This is a genomic window from Vibrio sp. CB1-14, from assembly GCF_040412085.2.
Classification (GTDB): Bacteria; Pseudomonadota; Gammaproteobacteria; order Enterobacterales; family Vibrionaceae; genus Vibrio; species Vibrio chaetopteri.
Genome location: NZ_CP115921.1, coordinates 1,479,938 through 1,500,316 on the forward strand (window position 1 = coordinate 1,479,938; position 20,379 = coordinate 1,500,316).

At 45.6% G+C, this 20,379-nt stretch carries 20 protein-coding genes; 14 read left to right on the plus strand and 6 right to left on the minus strand.

The window, feature by feature from the left end; all coding sequences use genetic code 11:
* Positions 1-21 precede the first annotated feature (21 nt).
* Positions 22-1,191: an isovaleryl-CoA dehydrogenase gene (locus PG915_RS22410; RefSeq protein WP_353499184.1), complete on the minus strand. Its 1,170-nt coding sequence runs from the start codon at positions 1,189-1,191 to the stop codon at positions 22-24.
* Between the two features lie 48 nt (positions 1,192-1,239).
* Positions 1,240-1,611, minus strand: a complete 372-nt coding sequence (locus tag PG915_RS22415; RefSeq protein WP_112462770.1) for a MerR family transcriptional regulator — start codon at positions 1,609-1,611, stop codon at positions 1,240-1,242.
* Positions 1,612-1,818: 207 nt separating this feature from the next.
* On the opposite strand from PG915_RS22415, the gene PG915_RS22420 reads away from it, so the two are divergent.
* The 7 genes from PG915_RS22420 to PG915_RS22450 all read left to right on the plus strand — a co-directional run bounded on the left by PG915_RS22420 (position 1,819) and on the right by PG915_RS22450 (position 9,497).
* Complete coding sequence (locus PG915_RS22420) at positions 1,819-3,066, plus strand: thiolase family protein (RefSeq protein WP_353499185.1); 1,248 nt, start codon at positions 1,819-1,821, stop codon at positions 3,064-3,066.
* Entirely contained in the window at positions 3,067-4,560 is a 1,494-nt protein-coding gene (locus PG915_RS22425; protein ID WP_353499186.1) for a CoA-acylating methylmalonate-semialdehyde dehydrogenase, read from the plus strand.
* Positions 4,561-4,600: 40 nt separating this feature from the next.
* On the plus strand, positions 4,601-5,755 hold the full coding sequence (locus tag PG915_RS22430; RefSeq protein WP_353499187.1) for an acyl-CoA dehydrogenase family protein: 1,155 nt from the start codon (positions 4,601-4,603) through the stop codon (positions 5,753-5,755).
* A 28-nt stretch (positions 5,756-5,783) separates the two neighbouring features.
* Complete coding sequence (locus tag PG915_RS22435) at positions 5,784-6,566, plus strand: enoyl-CoA hydratase (protein WP_418642988.1); 783 nt, start codon at positions 5,784-5,786, stop codon at positions 6,564-6,566.
* Between the two features lie 8 nt (positions 6,567-6,574).
* Positions 6,575-7,744: an enoyl-CoA hydratase/isomerase family protein gene (locus PG915_RS22440; protein WP_353499189.1), complete on the plus strand. Its 1,170-nt coding sequence runs from the start codon at positions 6,575-6,577 to the stop codon at positions 7,742-7,744.
* Between the two features lie 66 nt (positions 7,745-7,810).
* Complete coding sequence (gene mmsB / locus PG915_RS22445; protein ID WP_353499190.1) at positions 7,811-8,725, plus strand: 3-hydroxyisobutyrate dehydrogenase; 915 nt, start codon at positions 7,811-7,813, stop codon at positions 8,723-8,725.
* A gap of 13 nt (positions 8,726-8,738) precedes the next feature.
* On the plus strand, positions 8,739-9,497 hold the full coding sequence (locus PG915_RS22450) for an SDR family oxidoreductase (protein WP_353499191.1): 759 nt from the start codon (positions 8,739-8,741) through the stop codon (positions 9,495-9,497).
* A gap of 130 nt (positions 9,498-9,627) precedes the next feature.
* On the opposite strand, the gene PG915_RS22455 is transcribed toward PG915_RS22450, so the two are convergent.
* The 4 genes from PG915_RS22455 to PG915_RS22470 form a co-directional block, all read right to left on the minus strand.
* The gene (locus PG915_RS22455) at positions 9,628-10,125 is read right to left on the minus strand and encodes a porin family protein (RefSeq protein ID WP_353499192.1); all 498 of its coding nucleotides are present in this window, start codon (positions 10,123-10,125) and stop codon (positions 9,628-9,630) included.
* 10 nt (positions 10,126-10,135) lie between these two features.
* Positions 10,136-10,645 (minus strand): hypothetical protein, encoded by a 510-nt coding sequence (locus PG915_RS22460; RefSeq protein ID WP_353499193.1) that lies wholly within the window; start codon positions 10,643-10,645, stop codon positions 10,136-10,138.
* A gap of 63 nt (positions 10,646-10,708) precedes the next feature.
* Positions 10,709-11,086 carry a hypothetical protein gene (locus tag PG915_RS22465; RefSeq protein WP_353499194.1) on the minus strand — a complete coding sequence of 126 codons (378 nt, stop codon included), beginning with the start codon at positions 11,084-11,086 and terminating at the stop codon, positions 10,709-10,711.
* 133 nt (positions 11,087-11,219) lie between these two features.
* Positions 11,220-11,633 carry a helix-turn-helix domain-containing protein gene (locus PG915_RS22470; protein ID WP_353499195.1) on the minus strand — a complete coding sequence of 138 codons (414 nt, stop codon included), beginning with the start codon at positions 11,631-11,633 and terminating at the stop codon, positions 11,220-11,222.
* Positions 11,634-11,768: 135 nt separating this feature from the next.
* Between PG915_RS22470 and PG915_RS22475 the strand changes: the two genes are divergently transcribed.
* The 7 genes from PG915_RS22475 (at position 11,769) to buk (ending at position 20,365) form a co-directional block, all read left to right on the plus strand.
* Positions 11,769-12,962, plus strand: coding sequence for a C45 family autoproteolytic acyltransferase/hydolase (locus PG915_RS22475; protein ID WP_353499196.1), 1,194 nt, complete (start codon positions 11,769-11,771; stop codon positions 12,960-12,962).
* A 562-nt stretch (positions 12,963-13,524) separates the two neighbouring features.
* Positions 13,525-15,174 carry a mechanosensitive ion channel family protein gene (locus tag PG915_RS22480; RefSeq protein ID WP_353499197.1) on the plus strand — a complete coding sequence of 550 codons (1,650 nt, stop codon included), beginning with the start codon at positions 13,525-13,527 and terminating at the stop codon, positions 15,172-15,174.
* A 60-nt stretch (positions 15,175-15,234) separates the two neighbouring features.
* Positions 15,235-16,047: a LysR family transcriptional regulator gene (locus PG915_RS22485; protein WP_353499198.1), complete on the plus strand. Its 813-nt coding sequence runs from the start codon at positions 15,235-15,237 to the stop codon at positions 16,045-16,047.
* Positions 16,037-16,942, plus strand: coding sequence for a LysR family transcriptional regulator (locus PG915_RS22490; RefSeq protein WP_353499199.1), 906 nt, complete (start codon positions 16,037-16,039; stop codon positions 16,940-16,942). Before PG915_RS22485 ends, PG915_RS22490 begins: the two co-directional genes overlap by 11 nt.
* 305 nt (positions 16,943-17,247) lie before the next feature.
* Entirely contained in the window at positions 17,248-17,910 is a 663-nt protein-coding gene (locus PG915_RS22495; protein WP_353499200.1) for a hypothetical protein, read from the plus strand.
* A gap of 425 nt (positions 17,911-18,335) precedes the next feature.
* Positions 18,336-19,286, plus strand: coding sequence for a phosphate acyltransferase (locus tag PG915_RS22500; RefSeq protein ID WP_353499201.1), 951 nt, complete (start codon positions 18,336-18,338; stop codon positions 19,284-19,286).
* Positions 19,286-20,365, plus strand: coding sequence for a butyrate kinase (buk, locus tag PG915_RS22505; protein WP_353499202.1), 1,080 nt, complete (start codon positions 19,286-19,288; stop codon positions 20,363-20,365). The genes PG915_RS22500 and buk overlap by 1 nt, the downstream gene beginning before the upstream one ends.
* Positions 20,366-20,379: the final 14 nt, after the last annotated feature.

The following is a 20,379-nucleotide window of genomic DNA, read 5'->3' on the forward strand; positions in this document are numbered from 1 at the left end:
TATCTGTGGCATAAGTGCTCCTTATATCGATTCGTCAAACAGTTCACGGCCAATGAGCATGCGACGTATTTCTGAAGTGCCCGCACCAATCTCGTAGAGCTTAGCATCTCTAAGTAGACGACCTGCAGGGTAGTCATTGATGTAGCCGTTTCCGCCAAGCAGTTGAATCGCATCGAGCGCCATTTGGGTAGCGAGTTCTGCGGTGTAGAGAATAACGCCAGCCGAGTCCTTGCGAGTAACATCGCCTCTATCGCAGGCACTAGCAACAGCATAAAGGTAAGCACGCGCCGCATTACAGCGTGTATACATATCAGCGAGTTTGGCTTGTACTAATTGAAACTCGCCAATGGCCTTGCCAAACTGCTTACGTTCATGAACATAAGGAACCACTAAATCTAAGCAAGCCTGCATGATCCCGAGTGGGCCAGCCGCGAGTACAACACGCTCGTAATCGAGGCCACTCATCAATACTTCAACGCCACGATTGACGTCCCCTAACACGTTCTCAATAGGGACTTTGCAGTCCTGGAATACCAATTCACAGGTGTTTGAGCCGCGCATGCCGAGCTTATCCATTTTTTGAGCGTGGCTAAATCCATCAAACTGTTTCTCGATAATGAAGGCGGTAATACCATGTTGAGCCGCGTTAGGGTCGGTTTTCGCGTAGACAACCAACACATCAGCATCGGGACCATTGGTGATCCACATTTTACTGCCATTCAGAATGAAGTGGTCGTCGTAGCGTTCGGCTCTAAGCTGCATGCTGATGACATCTGAACCAGCGTTGGCTTCACTCATGGCAAGTGCACCGACGTGGGAACCTTCAACCAGCTTAGGCAGATATTTATCCTTTTGAGCCTGACTTCCGTTTCGGAAAATTTGATTCACACAGAGGTTGGAATGAGCGCCATAGGAGAGAGCGATGGAAGCGGATGCGCGGCTAATTTCCTCCAGAGCCACTACATGAGCCAAATAGCCCATATCTGCGCCACCATATTGTTCGCTCACTGTTACGCCAAGGAGACCCATATCGCCGAGTTTCGGCCACAGTGGGTTGGGAAAGGCGTTGTCGTGGTCAATGTCGCTCGCAATTGGAGCGATGCATTCGCGAGCAAACCCGCTTACATGATCACGAAGTAAATTGATGGATTCGTCCAAGCCAAAGTCCATGGCGCGATAATGAGTGAACATGGTTCCTCCTCATACTGGACATGGACTTAACTTTGGGTACTTACGGAGTTACTTCGCTTTAGCGAGTGCTGCCTCACAGCGTTCGCGCGCCGTTGTTAAGTCTTCCAGTAATGTATTGATGTCGTCGAGCTGGCGTTTGAGTACCGCTTCCTTCTCATCAATGATTTTCAGCATTTTGGTTAGCTGGTCATCTTCTTGATGGGTGTCGTACAGCTCGAACAGTTCCCTGATCTCCGCAAGAGAAAAGCCGAGGCGTTTCCCGCGCAGAATTAGCTTTAAACGTATTTTGTCGCGACGTTGATAGACGCGCATGGTGCCTTTTCGGTCCGGTTGGATCAGCCCCTCATCTTCGTAAAAACGGATACTTCTTGTGGTGATATCAAATTCTTTTGCCAGTTCACTGATCTTATAGGTGTCCACGTTACAACTCTCCGGGGGCTAGGTTCTAGGGTCTGGGGTCTTAATCCACACATGCTCAACCACTGTTGTTCACAATCGCTGTGATTATTGAGTCAGGTTCTAAATTTGTTTCTTTACGTTTACGTAAATGTTAGTGCTATGCTTACTAAAACGTCAAGCTAATCGTTGAGAACTCCAGTACATCGAGTTCCAAAGAGGAGGGCAAAGATGGAACGAGCGCAGCAACAGACAAAAGGTCAAAACAACGTATGCATTGTCGCAGCTAAGCGCACACCGATGGGCAAGTTTCAGGGGGCGCTTTCACATATAAGTGCTACTGAGCTAGGCAGTGTTGCGATTGCGGATGCGATTGACGCCGTTGGTATGACACCCAGTTTAGTGGATGAGGTATTAATGGGCTGTGTGCTCAGCGCAGGTTTGGGGCAGGCGCCCGCGCGGCAAGCAGCGATAGGAGCCGGCTTCGAAACCCATACGCCTTGTACAACAGTAAACAAAGTATGCGGTTCTGGGATGAAAGCTGTGATGCTTGCGAGTACTCAAATACAGGCGGGTGAAGCTGATTGTGTGGTAGCAGGCGGAATGGAAAGCATGAGTAATGCGCCGTACCTGCTAAATGGAGCTCGCTCAGGGCTGCGCATCGGTCACCATCAAACCCATGACCATATGTTTACCGATGGTTTGCAAGACGCCTATGAGGGTGAACTTATGGGCGTGTTTGGACAGAGAACCGCGGACAAGCTCGGTTACAGTCGCCAGCAGATGGACAGTTGGGCAACACGCTCTGCGAGTCGAGCTAAGGATGCCGTCGGGAATCATCTTTTCCAATCTGAAATTTGTAACCTTACCTCGAGAGATGGCCATTTCATTGATGAAGATGAACTGCCCAATACCATCAAACTAGAGAAAATTCCTGCGCTTAAACCTGCTTTTAAAGTCAATGGTTCCATCACGGCGGCGAATTCCAGTGCGATCTCAGATGGCGCAGCAGCACTTGTGTTGATGAGTGAAAATAAGGCACTAGAGTTGGGTATGGCACCGGTGGCTGTGATCAAAGGGTTCACAACCACGGCTCGCCAGCCTTCGGAGTTCACCTTGGCACCTGTCGATGCAGTTCGAAAGCTGCTCGATAAGCTTCAATGGCAAAGCGGCGATGTCGATTTATGGGAAATCAATGAGGCTTTCGCGGTGGTGACTCAGATTGCGATTGATACGCTAGGCTTAGATGAAGCAAAGGTCAACGTGAACGGTGGTGCTTGTGCATTAGGTCACCCGATAGGAGCCAGCGGCGCACGAATAGTAGTGACCTTGATACATGCATTGCAATCACGTGCAGCGAAGAGAGCTAGTGGTGATCCTTTTAAAGGAATCGCTACGTTATGCATTGGCGGAGGTGAGGCGACCGCTATCGCGATAGAAGTTTCGCCAGTCGGAGTGGGCACTCAAAAAAGGGGGTGAATGATGAATAAAATAGCCAACTTTATCGATGGTAATGCTGTTGTATCACGAGCGAGTGAATGGATAGATGTAACCAATCCCGCTACCAACGACTTGCTTGGCATGGTACCGATGACGCCAACAGATGAAATACAAGGTGCGATCGAACAGGCGCTAAGTGCTCAAATGCACTGGAAAGAAGTCGCGATATCAGAGCGGGCGCGATTGATGCTCCGGTACCAGCATCTGCTTAAAGAGCGGCACGACGAAATAGCCACCTTACTGTCGAAAGAAACGGGAAAAACCTTAGCCGATGCTAAAGGTGATGTATGGCGTGGAATCGAGGTCGTAGAGCAAGCCGCCAATGTCGCCAGCAATATGATGGGAGAAACGGTAGAAAACGTCGCTACTGACATTGATAGCTACTCGCTCATTCAACCTCTTGGCGTATGCTGCGGCATCACTCCATTCAATTTTCCCGCGATGATCCCCTTATGGATGTTTCCCATCGCTATTGCAGCGGGTAATGCATTTATTCTCAAACCTTCTGAACAAGTTCCGCTGACTGCCGTCCGTTTAGCTGAGTTATTCCATGAAGCGGGCGCGCCGCCAAGCCTTCTTCAGGTGGTGCATGGCGGCAAAGTACAAGTCGACTTCTTACTCTCCCACCAGGCGATTCAAGCGGTCTCATTTGTTGGTTCAGTCCCAACTGCTCAATACATATATCAAACGGCAACGGCCAATCACAAGCGAGTACAAGCGTTTGCCGGGGCGAAAAATCATATGGTTGTGATGCCAGATGCCAATAAAGCGCAGGTCATAAACAACTTGGTTGGTTCTTCTGTTGGTGCTGCCGGGCAACGCTGTATGGCGATATCTGTAGCCGTGTTTGTCGGCAGCGCCAAGGAGTGGATTGTAGAGCTTGCTGCGGAAATGGCGAAAATAAAGCCGGGACTATGGGATGATCCCGAGGTCGCCTATGGACCGTTAATAAGCCAGCAAGCAAAACTGCGAGTGGTCAATTTGATCGAATCAGGCAAGAAACAAGGTGCTTACTGCTTACTTGACGGTTCAGACTGCATGGTTGAAGGTGCTCCGCAAGGAAACTGGCTAGGCCCCACCTTGTTTAGCGGGGTTAACACCGATATGGAGATCTACCAGCAAGAGATTTTCGGGCCAGTATTGGTGTGTATTGAAGTGGGCTCTTTGGATGATGCTATTGCACTAGTGAATGCCAACCCTTACGGCAACGGGACGTCAATTTTCACTGCGAGCGGCGCGGCGGCCAGAAAGTATCAGCATCAGATCTTAGTCGGGCAAGTGGGTATAAATGTACCGATACCCGTGCCTTTACCCTTCTTCTCGTTCACAGGTTGGCGCGGCAGTTTTTATGGAGATTTGCACGCTTACGGAAAGCAAGCCGTGCGATTTTATACCGAGACTAAAACTGTCACCGCGCGTTGGTTCGATGACGATATTCCGGATGGACCAAACTTAACCATTCAGCTTCGCTAAGCTCGAGCTTTTTCAAGTAACTAGGAATAAGGAGCAAGGTATGGATTTTGAACTCAACGAAGATCAAAGGGCTTTTGCAGATACGGCTCAGCAGTTTGCGATGGATAATCTCCTTCCAAATGCCAGTCGTTGGGATGCCGACTGCCACTTTCCTAAAGAGATCCTTAAACAGGCGGGCGAGCTGGGATTTCTGAGTCTCTATACCCGTGAGGAGCAAGGCGGGTTGGGTTTGAGCCGTCTTGACTCATCGATCATTTTTGAACAGTTAGCCATGGGCTGCACGTCGACGACCGCCTTTATGACGATTCACAACATGGTGACTTGGATGGTGGCCAGTTTTGCCAATGATGAAACTCGCGAGCAGTTCGTACCCAAACTGCTGACTGGTGAGTGGCTTGGATCCTATTGCTTAACTGAGCCTGAAGCGGGTTCTGATGCTGCGTCGCTAAAAACTACAGCAGTGAAACAAGGTGACAACTATATTTTAAATGGTTCTAAAGCCTTTATTTCTGGCGCTGGTGATACTGAGGCGCTGGTGGTCATGGCGCGAACCGGTGACTCAGGTGCTAAAGGTATTTCCGCTTTTGTGCTAGATGCAACAGGCGAAGGCATTAGCTATGGGCGCAAAGAGCCCAAAATGGGCTGGAACAGTCAGCCCACAAGAGCGATCACGTTTGACAATGTTGTCGTTCCAGCCAGACAAATTCTAGGCCAAGAGGGTGAGGGTTTTACCTTTGCGATGAAGGGACTGGATGGCGGGCGAATTAATATCGCCACGTGCTCGGTAGGTACTGCGCAGCACGCCCTAAACCTCGCTATTCAATATTTGCGAGAGCGTAAGCAGTTCGGTAAACCGCTTGCAAGCTTTCAAGCGTTGCAATTCAATGTTGCAGACTTAGTTACAGAGCTGGTGGCAGCGCGGCAAATGGTTCGATTGGCTGCGTTTAAGCTTGACCACGGACATGAGGATGCCACCACGTATTGTGCGATGGCAAAACGTTTTGCTACCGATGTGGGCTTTAAGGTGTGTGATGGTGTATTGCAGCTATTTGGTGGCTACGGTTATATCAAAGAGTATTCGTTAGAGCGGCATTTTCGCGACGTTCGTGTCCACCAAATCTTAGAAGGTACTAACGAAATCATGCGGCTGATCATCGCTAGACGCGTTTTAAGAGATGATGACTCGATACTATAGCGGCTAAGTAAACCAAAGGAGAATGGTTATGTCAGAAGCGACACTCATTCCACATACCATTGAAGGGCATGTTGCAACGATTACTATCGACAACCCGCCAGCCAATACTTGGACGGTGGAGAGTTTAGTGGCACTTAAGCAGCTTGTCGGTGAGCTTAATCGAAACCGAGAAGTCTATGCATTGCTGATTACCGGACAAGGCAACAAGTTCTTCTCCGCAGGTGCGGATTTGAATGTGTTTGCTGCTGGCGACAAGGAGAGTGCGTGCCGCATGTCTCGCGTTTTTGGGGAAGCGTTTGAAGCACTGTCTAACTTTCGTGGTGTCTCAATTGCAGCGATTAATGGGTATGCCATGGGAGGCGGACTTGAAGTTGCTTTAGCTTGTGATATTCGAATTGCTGAGGAGCACGCAGTGATGGCGCTGCCTGAAGCCAAGGTTGGCCTACTGCCGTGTGCAGGCGGCACCCAGAACTTAACCGCTTTAGTGGGAGAAGGCTGGGCGAAGCGGATCATCTTGTGCGGCGAGAAGATTGATGCGTCAAAAGCCCTCCAAATCAAACTGGTAGAGGAGGTGGTGAATTCGGGAGAGGTGTTAACCGCCGCCACTAATCTTGCTAATCAAGTTGCCCATCAATCACCGTCTTCAGTCACTGCTTGTAAAACTCTAATTCAAAATAATCGCCAGCATTTTATCGGTCATGGGCTGGTCAAAGAGCGCGAGTTGTTCATTCAGCTGTTTGATACCGAAGATCAACGAGAAGGCGTTAACGCCTTTTTAGAAAAACGCGCACCACAATGGAAAAATCGTTAGGAGGCGTCATGTCTACAACCAGTTCAACGTCAAATTCGTCGCTAGCGACTCAGGACACAGTTCGATTTCAAGAAATCGTTTGTAGTGACCAACAGAGCAAAATTGCCGTTGCGACCTTATGTAATCCCAAAGCTCTCAACGCCCTAACTCAGAACATGTTGGTATTGCTTAATGACCAACTTGATAAGTGGCACGACGATGACGCGGTACTATGCGTAATACTGAACGGTGAAGGAGAGAAAGCCTTCTGTGCCGGTGGTGATGTGCGTACTTTGCATGACAAGATGAAGCACGCGCCAATAGAAGATGCCAAAGCCTATGCAGAAGCGTTTTTTGGCACTGAATATCAATGCGATTATCTCATCCACACTTACACCAAACCTATTATTGCATGGGGCGAAGGCATCGTAATGGGGGGTGGAATGGGGCTCTTTATGGGCGCGTCTCACAAAGTGGTGACGCCAGATTCGCGACTTGCCATGCCAGAGATTCATATCGGTTTGTTTCCCGATGTCGGCGCGACCTATTTTTTGAACCGTCTCGACGATGACATTGGTTTGTTCCTTGGACTCACGGGCGTAATGATGAACGGCACCGACGCTCTCGACGTTAGACTTGCCGATCATATGAACGCGCCTGCGGATAAACAAAAGCTATTGCATCAATTGCAGCAAACGGATTGGAACAGCATCGAAGACAGCTATGACTACTTAACAGAAGTACTCTCAGAGCTTGCAGACAATGCCAACATAGCTAAACCTGCTACTCATCTTCTGCCTCTTATTCCCGACATTCAACGCGCTTGTGCGTCTGATACCCTTGAGGAGGTGTTTGATAACATTCAGGCACTACCTTGTAACGAAAAATGGATGCAAGCGGCTCAGCGAAATTTGATGGATGGCAGTCCAATTACCGCGCATATTTGTTTTCGCCAGTTAAAACAGTATCACCAGTTGTCCCTTGCCGATTGTTTTAGGCTTGAGCTGATTTTGGGGCTCCGCAGCGTCGAGTTTGGTGAATTTCAGGAAGGGGTGCGCGCACGCTTAGTGGACAAGGACGGTTTGCCCAACTGGACATATGCGCACATCAGTCAAGTGCCAAAGTCAGTGATCGACAATTTGTTCACTTCACTGTGGCGTGAGCAAGAGCATCCTCTTGCGATGCTAGGGCATCATTAACTCGCGCAGACAAATAGTGCATCTCGTTTAAACCAACGATGAATTGAAACAGCCAAGGAGGTTGTGATGAGTCAGCCAACAGACACGAAGGTTGCATTTATTGGACTAGGAAACATGGGCAGTCCAATGGCAAATAACTTGCTCAAAGCGGGCTTTAGCGTGCAAGTTTACGACCGAGTGTCCGCATTATCGCAACCTCTTGGGGAGAAGGGTGCTCACGTTTGTCATAGCTTGGAGCAGGTGCTCGATTCGGCGAACGTCGTTGTCACCATGCTCCCGGCTAGTGAGCATGTCAAAGCGGTTTATCTGGGCTGCGATGATGAGAAAGGCATGATTGAACTAGCCTCGAGCGATGTTTTTCTTATTGACTGTTCAACCATTGATCCTGACTCTGCGCGCCTAGTTTCAAGAGAAGCTCAAAACAAAGGGTTGGAGTTTGTCGATGCCCCTGTGTCCGGTGGCGTTGCTGGTGCTGCTGCAGGAACGCTTACGTTTATCGTTGGTGGCAGCGATGAAGGGTTTGCCAAAGCGAATAACCTGTTGTCTTTCATGGGTAAAAATGTGTTTCATGCGGGCAAAGCGGGTGATGGGCAAATGGCCAAAATTTGCAACAATCTGATCCTCGGCTCTGTCATGACAGCGACTTGTGAATCCCTTAGTCTTGGTGTGGATAACGGTCTCAATCCTGAGGTGTTATCGAATATTATTTTGCAAAGCTCTGGCAGAAACTGGGTTTTAGAACTATATAACCCTTGTCCGGGGGTGATTGAGCACGCGCCAGCGAGTGCCCAATATACTCCCGGTTTTATGTGTAAGTTGATGTCAAAAGATTTGGGGCTTGGGCTAGAAGCGGCAAAAATGAGCCAGTCTTCGGTGCCTATGGGAGCGTTAGCTCATAGTCTCTACGCACTCCATAACCGAAACGGAAATGCGGAATTGGATTTCTCGAGTCTTTTTGAGTTTTTTCGCAATAAGCAGTAGAAGGGAGAAGTAAATGGAGCTTGAACAGAGCGTTATCGCTATTACTGGTGCAGGACAAGGATTAGGTCAAACTATGGCGACTAGCTTAGCTCAGCAAGGAGCGAGCTTAGCACTGCTCGATGTCAATCAAGACGCCTTAACAGAGACAAAAGAACTTTGTGAGGCATTTGGGGTAAAAGCGCAAACTTATCAGGTCGATGTCACCAATGAAGAGCAAGTTGAAACTGTATTTCGTGACATTGTCACGGAATTTGGCTCTTTGAATGGTTTAGTCAATAATGCTGGTATCCTGCGAGATGGTATGTTGGTTAAATCGAGAGATGGCGAAATCAGTAAAATGTCTCTAGGTGATTTCAATGCAGTGATCAACGTGAATCTGACCGGCACGTTTTTGTGCGGTCGTGAAGCAGCGGTGCAGATGATTGAGTCCGATTCACGTGGTGTCATTATTAATATTTCCAGCGTGTCGAGAGCAGGCAACATGGGGCAAACCAACTACGCGGCTTCCAAAGCAGCAGTCGCGACGATGTCATCCGTATGGGGTAAAGAACTTGCTCGCTACGGCATCCGTTCTGTTGCTATTGCACCTGGCGTTGTGGAGACTTCGATGACAGCCTCGATGAAACCAGAAGCGCGTGAACGTCTGGAAAATATGGTACCAGTACGTCGAATGGCGGATCCAACAGAGATTGCTCATACCGTACGTTTCATTTTGGAAAATGAGTACGTTAATGGCCGAGTGATTGAAGTTGATGGTGGGTTGGTTATTTAAAGCGAGATGTTAACTGTAAGATGAGTACAGTCCCTTGGATGATTTATGGGGGGCTGCTTTTCTTTTAAAGAACCGGTTGATTGTTCGGTTGGATTGAGCAAGTGCATCCGTGCACTTAGTCATTGAGGTATTAGAAGCGGTAATCGATACCAAAGTAAACCGCAGACAATGAATATTCGTGCTTTGAAATGACGGACACGTATTCGGCGTTTAATCCTAAATCATCTGCTATTTCGTAACGTGCGCCGAGACCAAAGCTAGGGCTGCTGATGTTTCTACTACCGTTTGAAAAAACGTCTCCACCTTTAGCATTGGTAAAGCCAGCAAGGCCATAAACTTCAAATCCTGGATCGATTTCGTAGCTGCCGCGCACATATAGGCTGCTGTAAGATCTAAGGTCATTGATATAGCTATCATGGCTATCAACACCGCCAAAACGATATTCCGCGCCAATATTGTCGTTAAATCGATAACCAGCCATTAAATATCCAGTACCGGTGCTTGCATCATTAACGATACTTTGTTGGTTTCCATAACCAATACTTGCTCCGGCATACAAACCTTGTGCGAGCGTTGGCAATGCAAATAGTGATGTTGATAGTAATACAAGTTTATTCTTAAGTTTCATATACAATTTCCTAACGATTGTTGTGTAATGATGTTTTTTCTAAATCTAATGATTCAAAAATACTAAGTGCAGCGGTAAAACCGGTGCTAATTAAAGAGCTACTTAGATACTCTCTTCGGCTAACCATATTGCTGAGTAGGTGCAATATCTGGATTAGAGATAGTCGTCGGCTTTGATCAAGCTCCCATGACGGTTCAACTTCGAGTTTGTCGCCTTTGAGTGCGGATAGCAGAGGCAGCTTTAAGGCTTCAAACTCCTGTTGATGTTTCAAAATCAAGCAGCTTAATGCTCTGATTCTTAGTCGGTTTGTATCTGACTCGAGTAGCGTGCGTCTCTCTGATGACAAGCCAGCTACTTGATTATGATCTAGTAAATGAACTGGCCTAATTTGCGATGAATAACTTGATGCCGATAGAGCACATAGATCAGGAATGCTCACTTTGTTTTCTAAAGGTTCTTGCAACAAACTGCTATGTGCTATCGAAATAAAAATGCTCGGTATAATTCGTCTATTTTCCACGTGAAGACCGCCTTATATTGCTTAATTCAGTAATAACAAATTTGAGTGGCAACTAACCCGGTGTTATTCAGCATCACTTTCAATCACCTTGCGTTTGATGACTGCAGTAAATCGATTGTCAGTGGAATTGGCGGACACTAATACCCAGCCTTGGCTGTTCATATAATTGAGCGCATCCATTGGAGAGTTAAAGGAAAGGGTTTTACCTTCCTCATCTCTAAGTAGGTCTTTATTTTTGATGCCGATTTTGAGCGCTTGACCGAAATCTACTTCTACTTTCCATTGGGTAAGGCTGAGCATTTTCCCCGACGCGATAACCATCGCATATTGCTCGGTTTGGTTTGATCTAGACGTCGGTTCTGGTGACTTAGCAGCCAATGTAGTCGAGCACATGGCAAGTGTTAGTAAAGGGGTTAGAAAAACTTTATGAATGGCTTTCATGGTTGCCTCCAGTAATCTCGGGCTCAAAGTAAGCACGTTGTGTGCGACTGGGGCTTAGATTACTAGAGTGCCTTTCCATTATTCGGAAAGTAACGGAGTAAATTGTATGAATTATGGATGTGACTTTTGGGTATTAGTCTTCGTTGTTACCATCGCGCTTTTGTAAAGAAGCGTAGAAGTTAGAGAGAAACTCGATGTCCTCTTTAGGTGCCGCTAGCATGAGATCGAGAAACTTTAGCGTACTTGCCGAAAGCGGCAGTTGACCACCATGTACGCGCTCTAACTGAGTCATGGGGAACAATTGCAGTAAGCTAACATCAAGTGCTTTGGCAATTCGGAAAAAGTCCAAAATGGTGAAATGACTCTTCGCTTCTCTATCCATCTTCTCATACAGGGCTGAACGGCCAATGTCCGCCTTTTTTGCCAGCGAGTTTTTAGATAGGCCTTCTTGAACCATGAGCGCTTCGATTCGTTCTATGACCATTTTTCGAAATACCGTCTCTTCAACACCAAAAAACTCGAATCCTTCGGTTTCTATTTCTGCCATCGCCTTTGTCCGTTTTTCTGGAATCAGTCTTTTAATGGTATCTGAATTTCGGAAATTTGAAATGATAATTTAATAGTCAGACACAGAGACATGAGCCGTCTCAACTGATTAACTAAATACATAAGGGTAAACACCATGCTAACGACTAAACGCGCAATCCTTGCTACCGCACTTGCACTCTCTGGCGCAGCTCAGGCGATTTCTCTTGAACCAGCACCAGGACTGGACGTGAATCAGCCGTACTATGCGCCTCAGGCGTATGTGCAGCAAGAAAGCCTACCAATTGTGGACATTCGTGGCGTAAAACCAGCGGAGTACGCTGAGCTGTTTGAAAAGCAGGTAGGAGAAGAAGTTCGACGTGGTATTAAGGAAGCGCAGTACGTCTATAAACTAGCAGGGATTGATGTTGTCGAGTTTGAGAAAAGCTCAATGAAGGTACTAGAAAATTCACGAAAGTTAAATCCTGAGTACTTTGAAATCGTTGAAGCGCTGGCCAAAGTGGGTGGCATTTCACTGGAAACCATGTTCACTCTATCGCAATTAGATGCAGCGTTGGCGTCGGCAGCTCAGTCTTCGCTAAGTGGATGTACAACAGTAAGTTTCGCTGGTACGGGTGTGGTTGGTCAGGTAAACGACACGCCATCACTTTCTGGGGGTAACTATTGGGTATTGCAAGCGGATGATTATGTACAAGTGATGGCATCTGGCTTCTATGGCTCAGGTCAGACGCTCGGCAAAGATATTGGTGTTGTGATTAACTTCCAAGGCACTGACTCTAAAGGTGTTGGGCTTGAAGCAGACAGTGCGATTGAGCTAGGTGCACTTCAAAACTATCTCGTGCGAAATGCTAAGAATGTTGATGATGCCGAAAAGATCCTAGACCAATACCGCACAGTGGTCGCTTCTCACTTTAACTTTGCGGATAGTAACGGTAATACCGTTGGCGTTGAAATGCTTGATGGTGAGAACTATGTGATCAAACGTCCTGCTGGTGTTGGCCACGCCAACCACTCAGAGCGTCCAGGTGTGATGCAAGCCTTCGCAGAGTCTGTTGGTCTAGGTGAGAAAAGCGTACAACGCACGGTTGCGACAGCATACACCGAGTGGCGCGCAGAGTTTGCACAGCAGTTCATCGACAACACACCCGAGGGCAATGTCGATGCTGCTAAATATGTTTTGAATACTAAGCCAATCGCACAGCATGCAGCCTATGGTTCTGATTTCATCTCCACACTGACAGCGGTAATGGATGCCAAAGAGGGCTGTATGGACGTGGCTCCAGGTGTGGGTGATTGGAATGATTTCCAACGAGTATGTATTGAGAAGTAATTCCAAATTCGACGAGTAAATCTGAATAGGGTAGTAACGCGCAATCCTCCTAGGCTTGCGCGTTTTTAGGAAACGATGATGAAACCAAGGCTAGTTTTGTGGTCTTGTACCACGTTGATGGTTGGATGCGCTAGCATTTCAATTGAACATCAAGATACATATGAGCTCTGTCAGTCTCTCGCCTATGGCTACAATGAAGCAGTGATTCAAGAATTAGAAAGAAGAGGGCAGTCCGTTACTGATAGAGAATGCGGAGACGCCAGACGTGCAATGATCCAAGAAATCGAGGCTAGACGTTTACTGTGGAGTGTAGAGCATTCGTTAAGACATGAAGTGGATTAGTTTTCTTTCGATGGTTTGTGCAGTCAGTGGCTGTGCGCAAGAGGTAAGGCAGTTACCACGCCATTCGGTGACTTTTTCAAGAGCCAACCAAGTGGTCGAGGTGGAACACTGCAGGTTATCCGTTCGTTAGGGAAAACAATATTTATATGGATGTGGTGCGGAAATCGAATTCGCCTCAAAGCTGAGAGCGAAAAAAATAGATTAGTATCAGGTGTATGTAATGTTGTTTGAAAAAAAAAAGGTTATCAACTTAAAATTAATGTTGATTATTAGCTATTTGCTTGCGGTTTTGTGGTCGAGTGTAATTGTTGCAAAAGAAACTAGTAGTAATAGTAACCAAATAGAAGCGATTAGCTCGGAAATCTCAGAGCTATCACAATCTTTGCAAGGTCTTGAAGGTGAGCAACTAGACGTTACTCAGTTTAGTATCTTCAATAAAAATAAAGAATTACGGGCTGTTCTGGCGCGTACAATGAAGAAACGGTCATTATCAGAACAAGAATTAATTGCTCTGGTAAGGCAGCAGCAACTGTACACCTTAGATGCGGAACAGTACTTGATAGAGCGCCTTTCTGAGCTTAATAAATATTTTGATTCTGCCGAGGATGAATCAAAATTGCTGGTGTTAAAAGATTACAAAGAGGCGCAAGATCATCTTGGCTGGATATATGAAGCAAGATTGACCAACTTCAATTGGCTTGAACAGTTAAATGTGAAAGACGAAGTGGGTGAGTTGCGCTTACGTGACACTATTGAAAAGCAGTTAAGACTTACATCGTCTGCAACCGATTATTACAGCAATCAAATTTCTAACGCTTCTTTCCAATTGATTAATGAGCAGGATTCCAAACAAGCGAAACAGCAATTACACGATATTATCATTGATAAAAGGCTATCGATTGAGTCAGAAGGATTGCGTTACCTTGTGACCATTGCAGATCGTTTGGATATTGAAACTGCAGTCTATAAGAAACAGCTATTTGAGGTGTCAGGGAACATCACACACGAGATATTCGAAGGCCAAGTGTTACTAGAAATACTGGTACATTGGTCAGAACAAGCATTGGAGTGGTTGGTAGAACAAGCCCCACAACAATTGTTCAAGCTCGTTGTATTTTTCATTGTCTTACTGATTACTCGCTCAGCAGTTAAGGTTGTTCGTAGGGTAGTAGCAAAGGCGGTGAAAAGCCAAAACCTTAATTTGTCTCACTTAATGCAGCATTTCTTTATTTCCGTTTCGGGAAATGCGGTCTGGGTTGTCGGTATTCTGGTTGGACTGTCCCAAGTAGGGCTCAATTTAGCACCTATCCTGACAGGCTTTGGTGTAGCAGGTGTTATTGTCGGTTTTGCTTTGCAAGATACATTGTCTAATTTTGCAGCTGGCATGATGCTGCTTATCTATCGACCTTTTGATGTTGGAGACTTTGTTTTTGCCGGTGGCGTTGATGGCAAGGTCAGCCACATGAGCTTAGTCAGTACCACCATTCGTACATTTGATAATCAGGTGATTATTGTGCCAAACGGTAAAATCTGGGGGGATGTGATTAAAAACGTGACCCATGAAAAGACCCGTCGCGTCGATATGGTTTTCGGCATTGGCTACGGGGATGACTTGCATCATGCAGAAAAAGTGCTCAATGACATTGTTCGTTCTCACCCATCGGTACATCTAACCCCGGAGCCAATGGTTAAAGTCCACACTCTTAATACTTCTTCTGTCGATTTTATCGTAAGGCCATGGGTTGATACAGAAGACTATTGGGATGTGTATTGGGATATAACCAAGCAAGTCAAACTAAGGTTTGATCAAGAAGGGATCTCTATTCCATTTCCGCAGCAAGATGTTTACCTACATACGGTGAGTGACTAAGCCTTCTCAATTAAACAAATTAATCAATGGTATGAAAATTCGATCTAAAAGAGGTGCAGGATGTACAGCGTAGAGCAGCTACGGGTATTTGAAACTGTTGTTGAACATGGCTCATTTAGCGCTGCCGCTAGGTCATTAAGGCGAACTCAAGCTTCAGTTTCGTTGTTAATGTCGCGGCTAGAAACGGAATTGGGTTTTCAAGTCTTTGAGCGTAGCGGTAAGAAGGTGACACTGAATACGGCTGGACGTACGCTTTATACCCTTTGTCAGCGTCGATCTGATGCTTTGAGGCACCTAACTAATATAGCGAAAAGTCTACACGCCAAAATCGAAACAGAGATCAAAATCTATATTGATGAGTGTTTTCCTAGAGATTCACTTTGTGAGGTGCTAGAGCAATTTCATTTGCGCTTTCCCCATACACAAATCTTGGCCCAGCGGCGAGCACTTAATGCGGACATCATTATCGTTTCCTCGGATGAGGTTAAGGTGAATCCAAACTTTGCGGATTGGGAATGGCATCGTTTATCGACGTGTAAATTTGTCCCAATAACTAGTAGTTATGCGCATAGACAGGAGAGCTTTATTGGTACGCCTTGGGCACCTATTACCCCGTATGATCACGCAAGCTTGACCGCTAGTAATCCGCAGGTTGTATTACAGCTCATATTGAATGATATGGGCTGGAGTTGGGTGCCAGAACATCTATTAGCCCTTTACAAGCAGGGCAGCGATTATCAGCTTCTCGAAAATAAACAGCAATTTTATCAACAGTTTCTATTGGGTTCACCTGTAGATGTTGGTACCGCAACAGCTTGGTTGGTGGCAAAGATGAACAGAGAACTCAATACGGAGGTTAAGAATGCAAGTTGATGCTTTAAGAGCACTGGTAGCGATCCAAAAGGAGGGGTCCATTAATAGTGTCGCTAAATCAATGGGAAAAAGTCCCTCACAAGTCGGTGTTTGGTTAAGCATGTTAGAGGCAGACCTAGGCCTGGAACTTATTAATCGTGAAGGATACAAAGCACAGCTTACGATTGATGGGGAGATCATCGCCCGTCATGCCAACGATACACTAACGCATTTATCAGAAATTGATAAAAAAATAACGGAAAGTGGTGTTGCTGAGAACAAAAAGCTCAACATAGCAATGCTTGATGTTTTGCCAATAACGCCATTTAACGAAGCGTTGTGGCAGTTAAATAGGCTAAATTCGGATTTGAGTTTGGATATTCAATACTTGTCTACAACAAAAACGTTGCAGGGTATTGAAAATGGTATTGTGGATTTTGGTGTTGTGTTTTTCCATGGAAGTGTTTACACGAGGGTATCTTCACGTTTAATTGGCTATGCGGAGATTGTGACGGTTGTATCACCGAACCATCCGTTAGCGGATATCCAATCTACTTTCAATACAGACGATATAGGCTCTCACTTACAATTATTACCGCAAAGCTATTTGGGTTTTGGTATTGATCAAATATCGAAGTTTTCTGAAAACTATTGGCTAATGAACAGTATAGAAATGACGTTAGCTCTGCTTCAAAAAGGCATTGGTTGGGCGGAGCTTCCTTACTATTGCGTTGAACCTTATTTAAAGTCGGGTCAACTGGTGCAATTGAAAGCAAGGGGAGAAAGCCCGCTTTGGTGGCCACTTCAAATGGTATGGCAAAAACACCGTCCTATTGATAAGAATGCTGCATGGTTGATTAATAAGTTTTCAAGCCCTAAACCAGGGTTAGCCATCTCTGGAATAGCGCTTCCCTGATATATTGTTTAATTATTCATATTACGTATAACTATTTACAACCTTTCTGTGGGTGTAAATAACAGTTTTTTGGGCTCACTTTTTGGATCTGACTCTCAATGCTGTGGAGGAATGGATATAAGCTCAAGAATACTAATAAGTTTCGTCTTATAAGTTCAATTTGTGGTTTCACTCCGTACGCTTTTAGACTCTATTTCCACCGCACTTTTATCTAGAGTGCATTTAGAGAAGAATAGTACGTGTTTGATTTCATTACTCAGCATGTACTAAAAAGTGTCCATTAGCCATTATTAGGGAAGTAAGTGGTGAAGAAACAATCAATCAAGGTTACGCTATGTTTCGCGACTGCTCTAGGATATCATTCTGTAGCGCATGCCCAACTAGCACTAAATCCGACCCATATTGCTGTTGGTATACAGCAACGTCATTTCACACAGAATTCGTTAAATCCTTATTTTAATAATAATTACACTCACGATGAATCCGAGCACATGATGGGTATGTATGCCGGTTTTAATATCAATGTTCAAGAGCGATTCTTGATTGAGGCAGAAGGGGATTTTGTCACTAAAGTGTCCAAGGGCGTTGGTATGTGGAAATTGGGTGCTGGATTTATCCCTTTTAGTAGTGGAAGCGTTTCAATCCCTATTACTGCAGGTGTCATAAACTATGACTCATCAACTGACAAAGAAGACTCAATTTATGGTAAATCAGAGTCTGCAGCCTACATAAAAACAGGTATTTCAGCCATCGTTGCGCCAAGGTGGATGATGGACTTAACGGTTCAATATGAAGCGCTAGACTCCTCGAAGACATCCATAGCGATTGAAAATACATTTGATGCTGGCTTCTATTTGTTCGATATTCCTATTTTCGGTGATCTTCATCCTACAGTAGGTCTTTCTTGGGCTGACAGGAATTCCCGTGAGATAAATATCCGCGTCGGTGCAAAGTATACATTTAATTAGAGCGCAATAAATTTTGACGATAGCCCTGCTTTTGAGCAGGGCTTTTTTTGTTCTATTGCTTCGATCAATCTCTACTAATTTAATCGGATTTTATCTTTATATTAGTAATTTAATGCATGTTGTCATACGAAAGGTTGTGTCGAACCTACACCGTTTAATTGTGTTTTTGTTTTTAGCTCTTTATGGAAATCCCAATGTTAACAATGGTTTAATAACTCCACACTGATTCGAGATTATGAACGCTTAAGTTTTGCTTGTCTCAATGTTGACTTTTAATTGCTACTAGACCGAGTTCTGTTGTAAGTTTTATCGAACATGTTCAATTCATACCTTATTCGTTCTTAGCTTTACACTTTCCTGCGTTCAACAAAGCTACCTAAGCATGAATATGCGCTGGTATCTGTAGGATTGATAGGAAGAAATAAATGAACAATGTTAACCGTTTTCTGAATCAGGTTCGAGAGCAGCAACATCGAGCTAAACGTATTGTTGTCGCAGCAGCCCATGATAAGGCGACTATTCTAGCTGTCGATCTAGCACGAGTAGAGCTCGACGTTGAGATCACCTTGGTTGGAGAGTTTGACAAAATCACTCAAGCTGTCGAATTGGCTGGTACTTCGTTGGCAAGCTTCGAAGTAGTAATTGCCGAGGGTGATGATGCGATTGCAGAAATGTCAGTAAGACTTATTGCTGATGGCAAAGGCCATATTTTAATGAAAGGCCTGATTGAAACATCGACGCTGTTAATACAACTACTAAAAAGAGAATTTGGACTACGTACCGATAGTTTACTTAGCCATACAGCATTACTTATGTCTGAAGGTAGTGAAAAATATTATCTACTGACAGATGCTGGAATGAATATTTCGCCTTCTTTGGAGCAGAAAGAAAAAATAATTAATAACGCCGTCACTATGGCTCACGCATTGGGAAATAGCCATCCGAATGTAGCGATGCTGTGCGCAAAAGAAAAGTCGTATGACAAAATGCCAGCCACTCTCGATGCCACTGAACTACAACGCTTAAATCAAATTGGTCAAATCAAAGGTTGCACCGTAAGCGGTCCAATACAACTTGATTTAGCGTTATCAAAGCAAGCAGCGGAAATGAAAGGTTGTACCGATCCTGTTGCTGGCAATGCAGATATTTTTATCGCCCCATCCATCGAAGTCGGCAACGTATTTGGGAAAGCCTTGAAGTACATGGGCGACTACATCTACGCGGGTGTCGTCCTTGGCGCAAAAGTTCCGGTTGTAGTGGTTTCCCGAGCCGACAGTGAGCAAGAAAAGCTCCTCTCTATCGCTATGGCGTGCATGTGCAATGTTGACGCACAAGAAAAAGTAAGTTCTGACAAAGCAGAGTTGGAGAATGCGTAATGAAAATTCTTGTTATTAACCCAGGTTCAACATCGACAAAAATTGGCTTATTCCAAGATTTAGATAAGCAGTTTGAGCACGTTATTCGCCATTCTAGTGAGGAGTTGGCGCAATTCGAAAACGTCACTGCTCAGTACGACTTTCGTAAGCAATTGATTGTTGATGCACTAGTCGAAAATGGTGTCGATATGTCTCAAATCGAGGCGATTGGCTGCCGAGGCGGGGCTTCGAAACCTATTCCTGGTGGTACGTATCTTGTCGATGAAGCGGTATGTAAAGACCAAGCTGAGAGCAAGATCCAACACCCTTCAAGTTTGGCATCACTTATTGGACATGAATTAGCTAAAGAGTATGGCATCGAAGCATATTTCACAGACTCTCCTGTTACCTACGAACTCAGTGATCTTGCTTCATACAGTGGCCTGAGCGACATCAAACGTCATGGTCGATTCCATGCACTAAACGCAAAGGCGGTGGCACAGGTTTTTGCTCAAGAAAATCAGCGTGATTACAAAGAGTTGAATGTGATTGTTTGTCACATGGGTGGCGGTATCACAATCAGTATGCACCAGCAAGGCCGCGCGGTTGACGTCACGGATGCCATTGCAGAGGGCCCTATGACCCCAGAACGTAGCGGACGCCTTCCTTCTCGCGACCTAGTCGATCTTTGTTACTCCGGAAAGTATAGCCACGGTGAAATGAAGAAGAAGCTTCAGGGTGAGGGTGGCGTGTATAGCTACCTTGGCACCGCGGACATGCTTGAAGTAGAGCAAGCTGCAGAGCGCGGAGATGAAAAAGCCCGCAAGATCGTTGATGTATTGGTTTATCAAGTAGCAAAAGAAATTGGCGCAATGGCACCAGTGGTCAACGGAAGAATTGATGGCGTGATTCTGACTGGCGGCATTGCTTATAGCAAGTATGTGGTCTCCGAGCTATCAAAGCGTGTTGGCTATTTAGCAGACATTGCGGTGTATCCAGGTGAGATGGAATTGGAAGCATTGGCTGCGGGTGTTTACCGCGTTTGCAGACAAAACCTTACTCCGAAGCATTACAGCGAAAATGTAAAAACGACAGCTTAGTCCAATCGAAACAA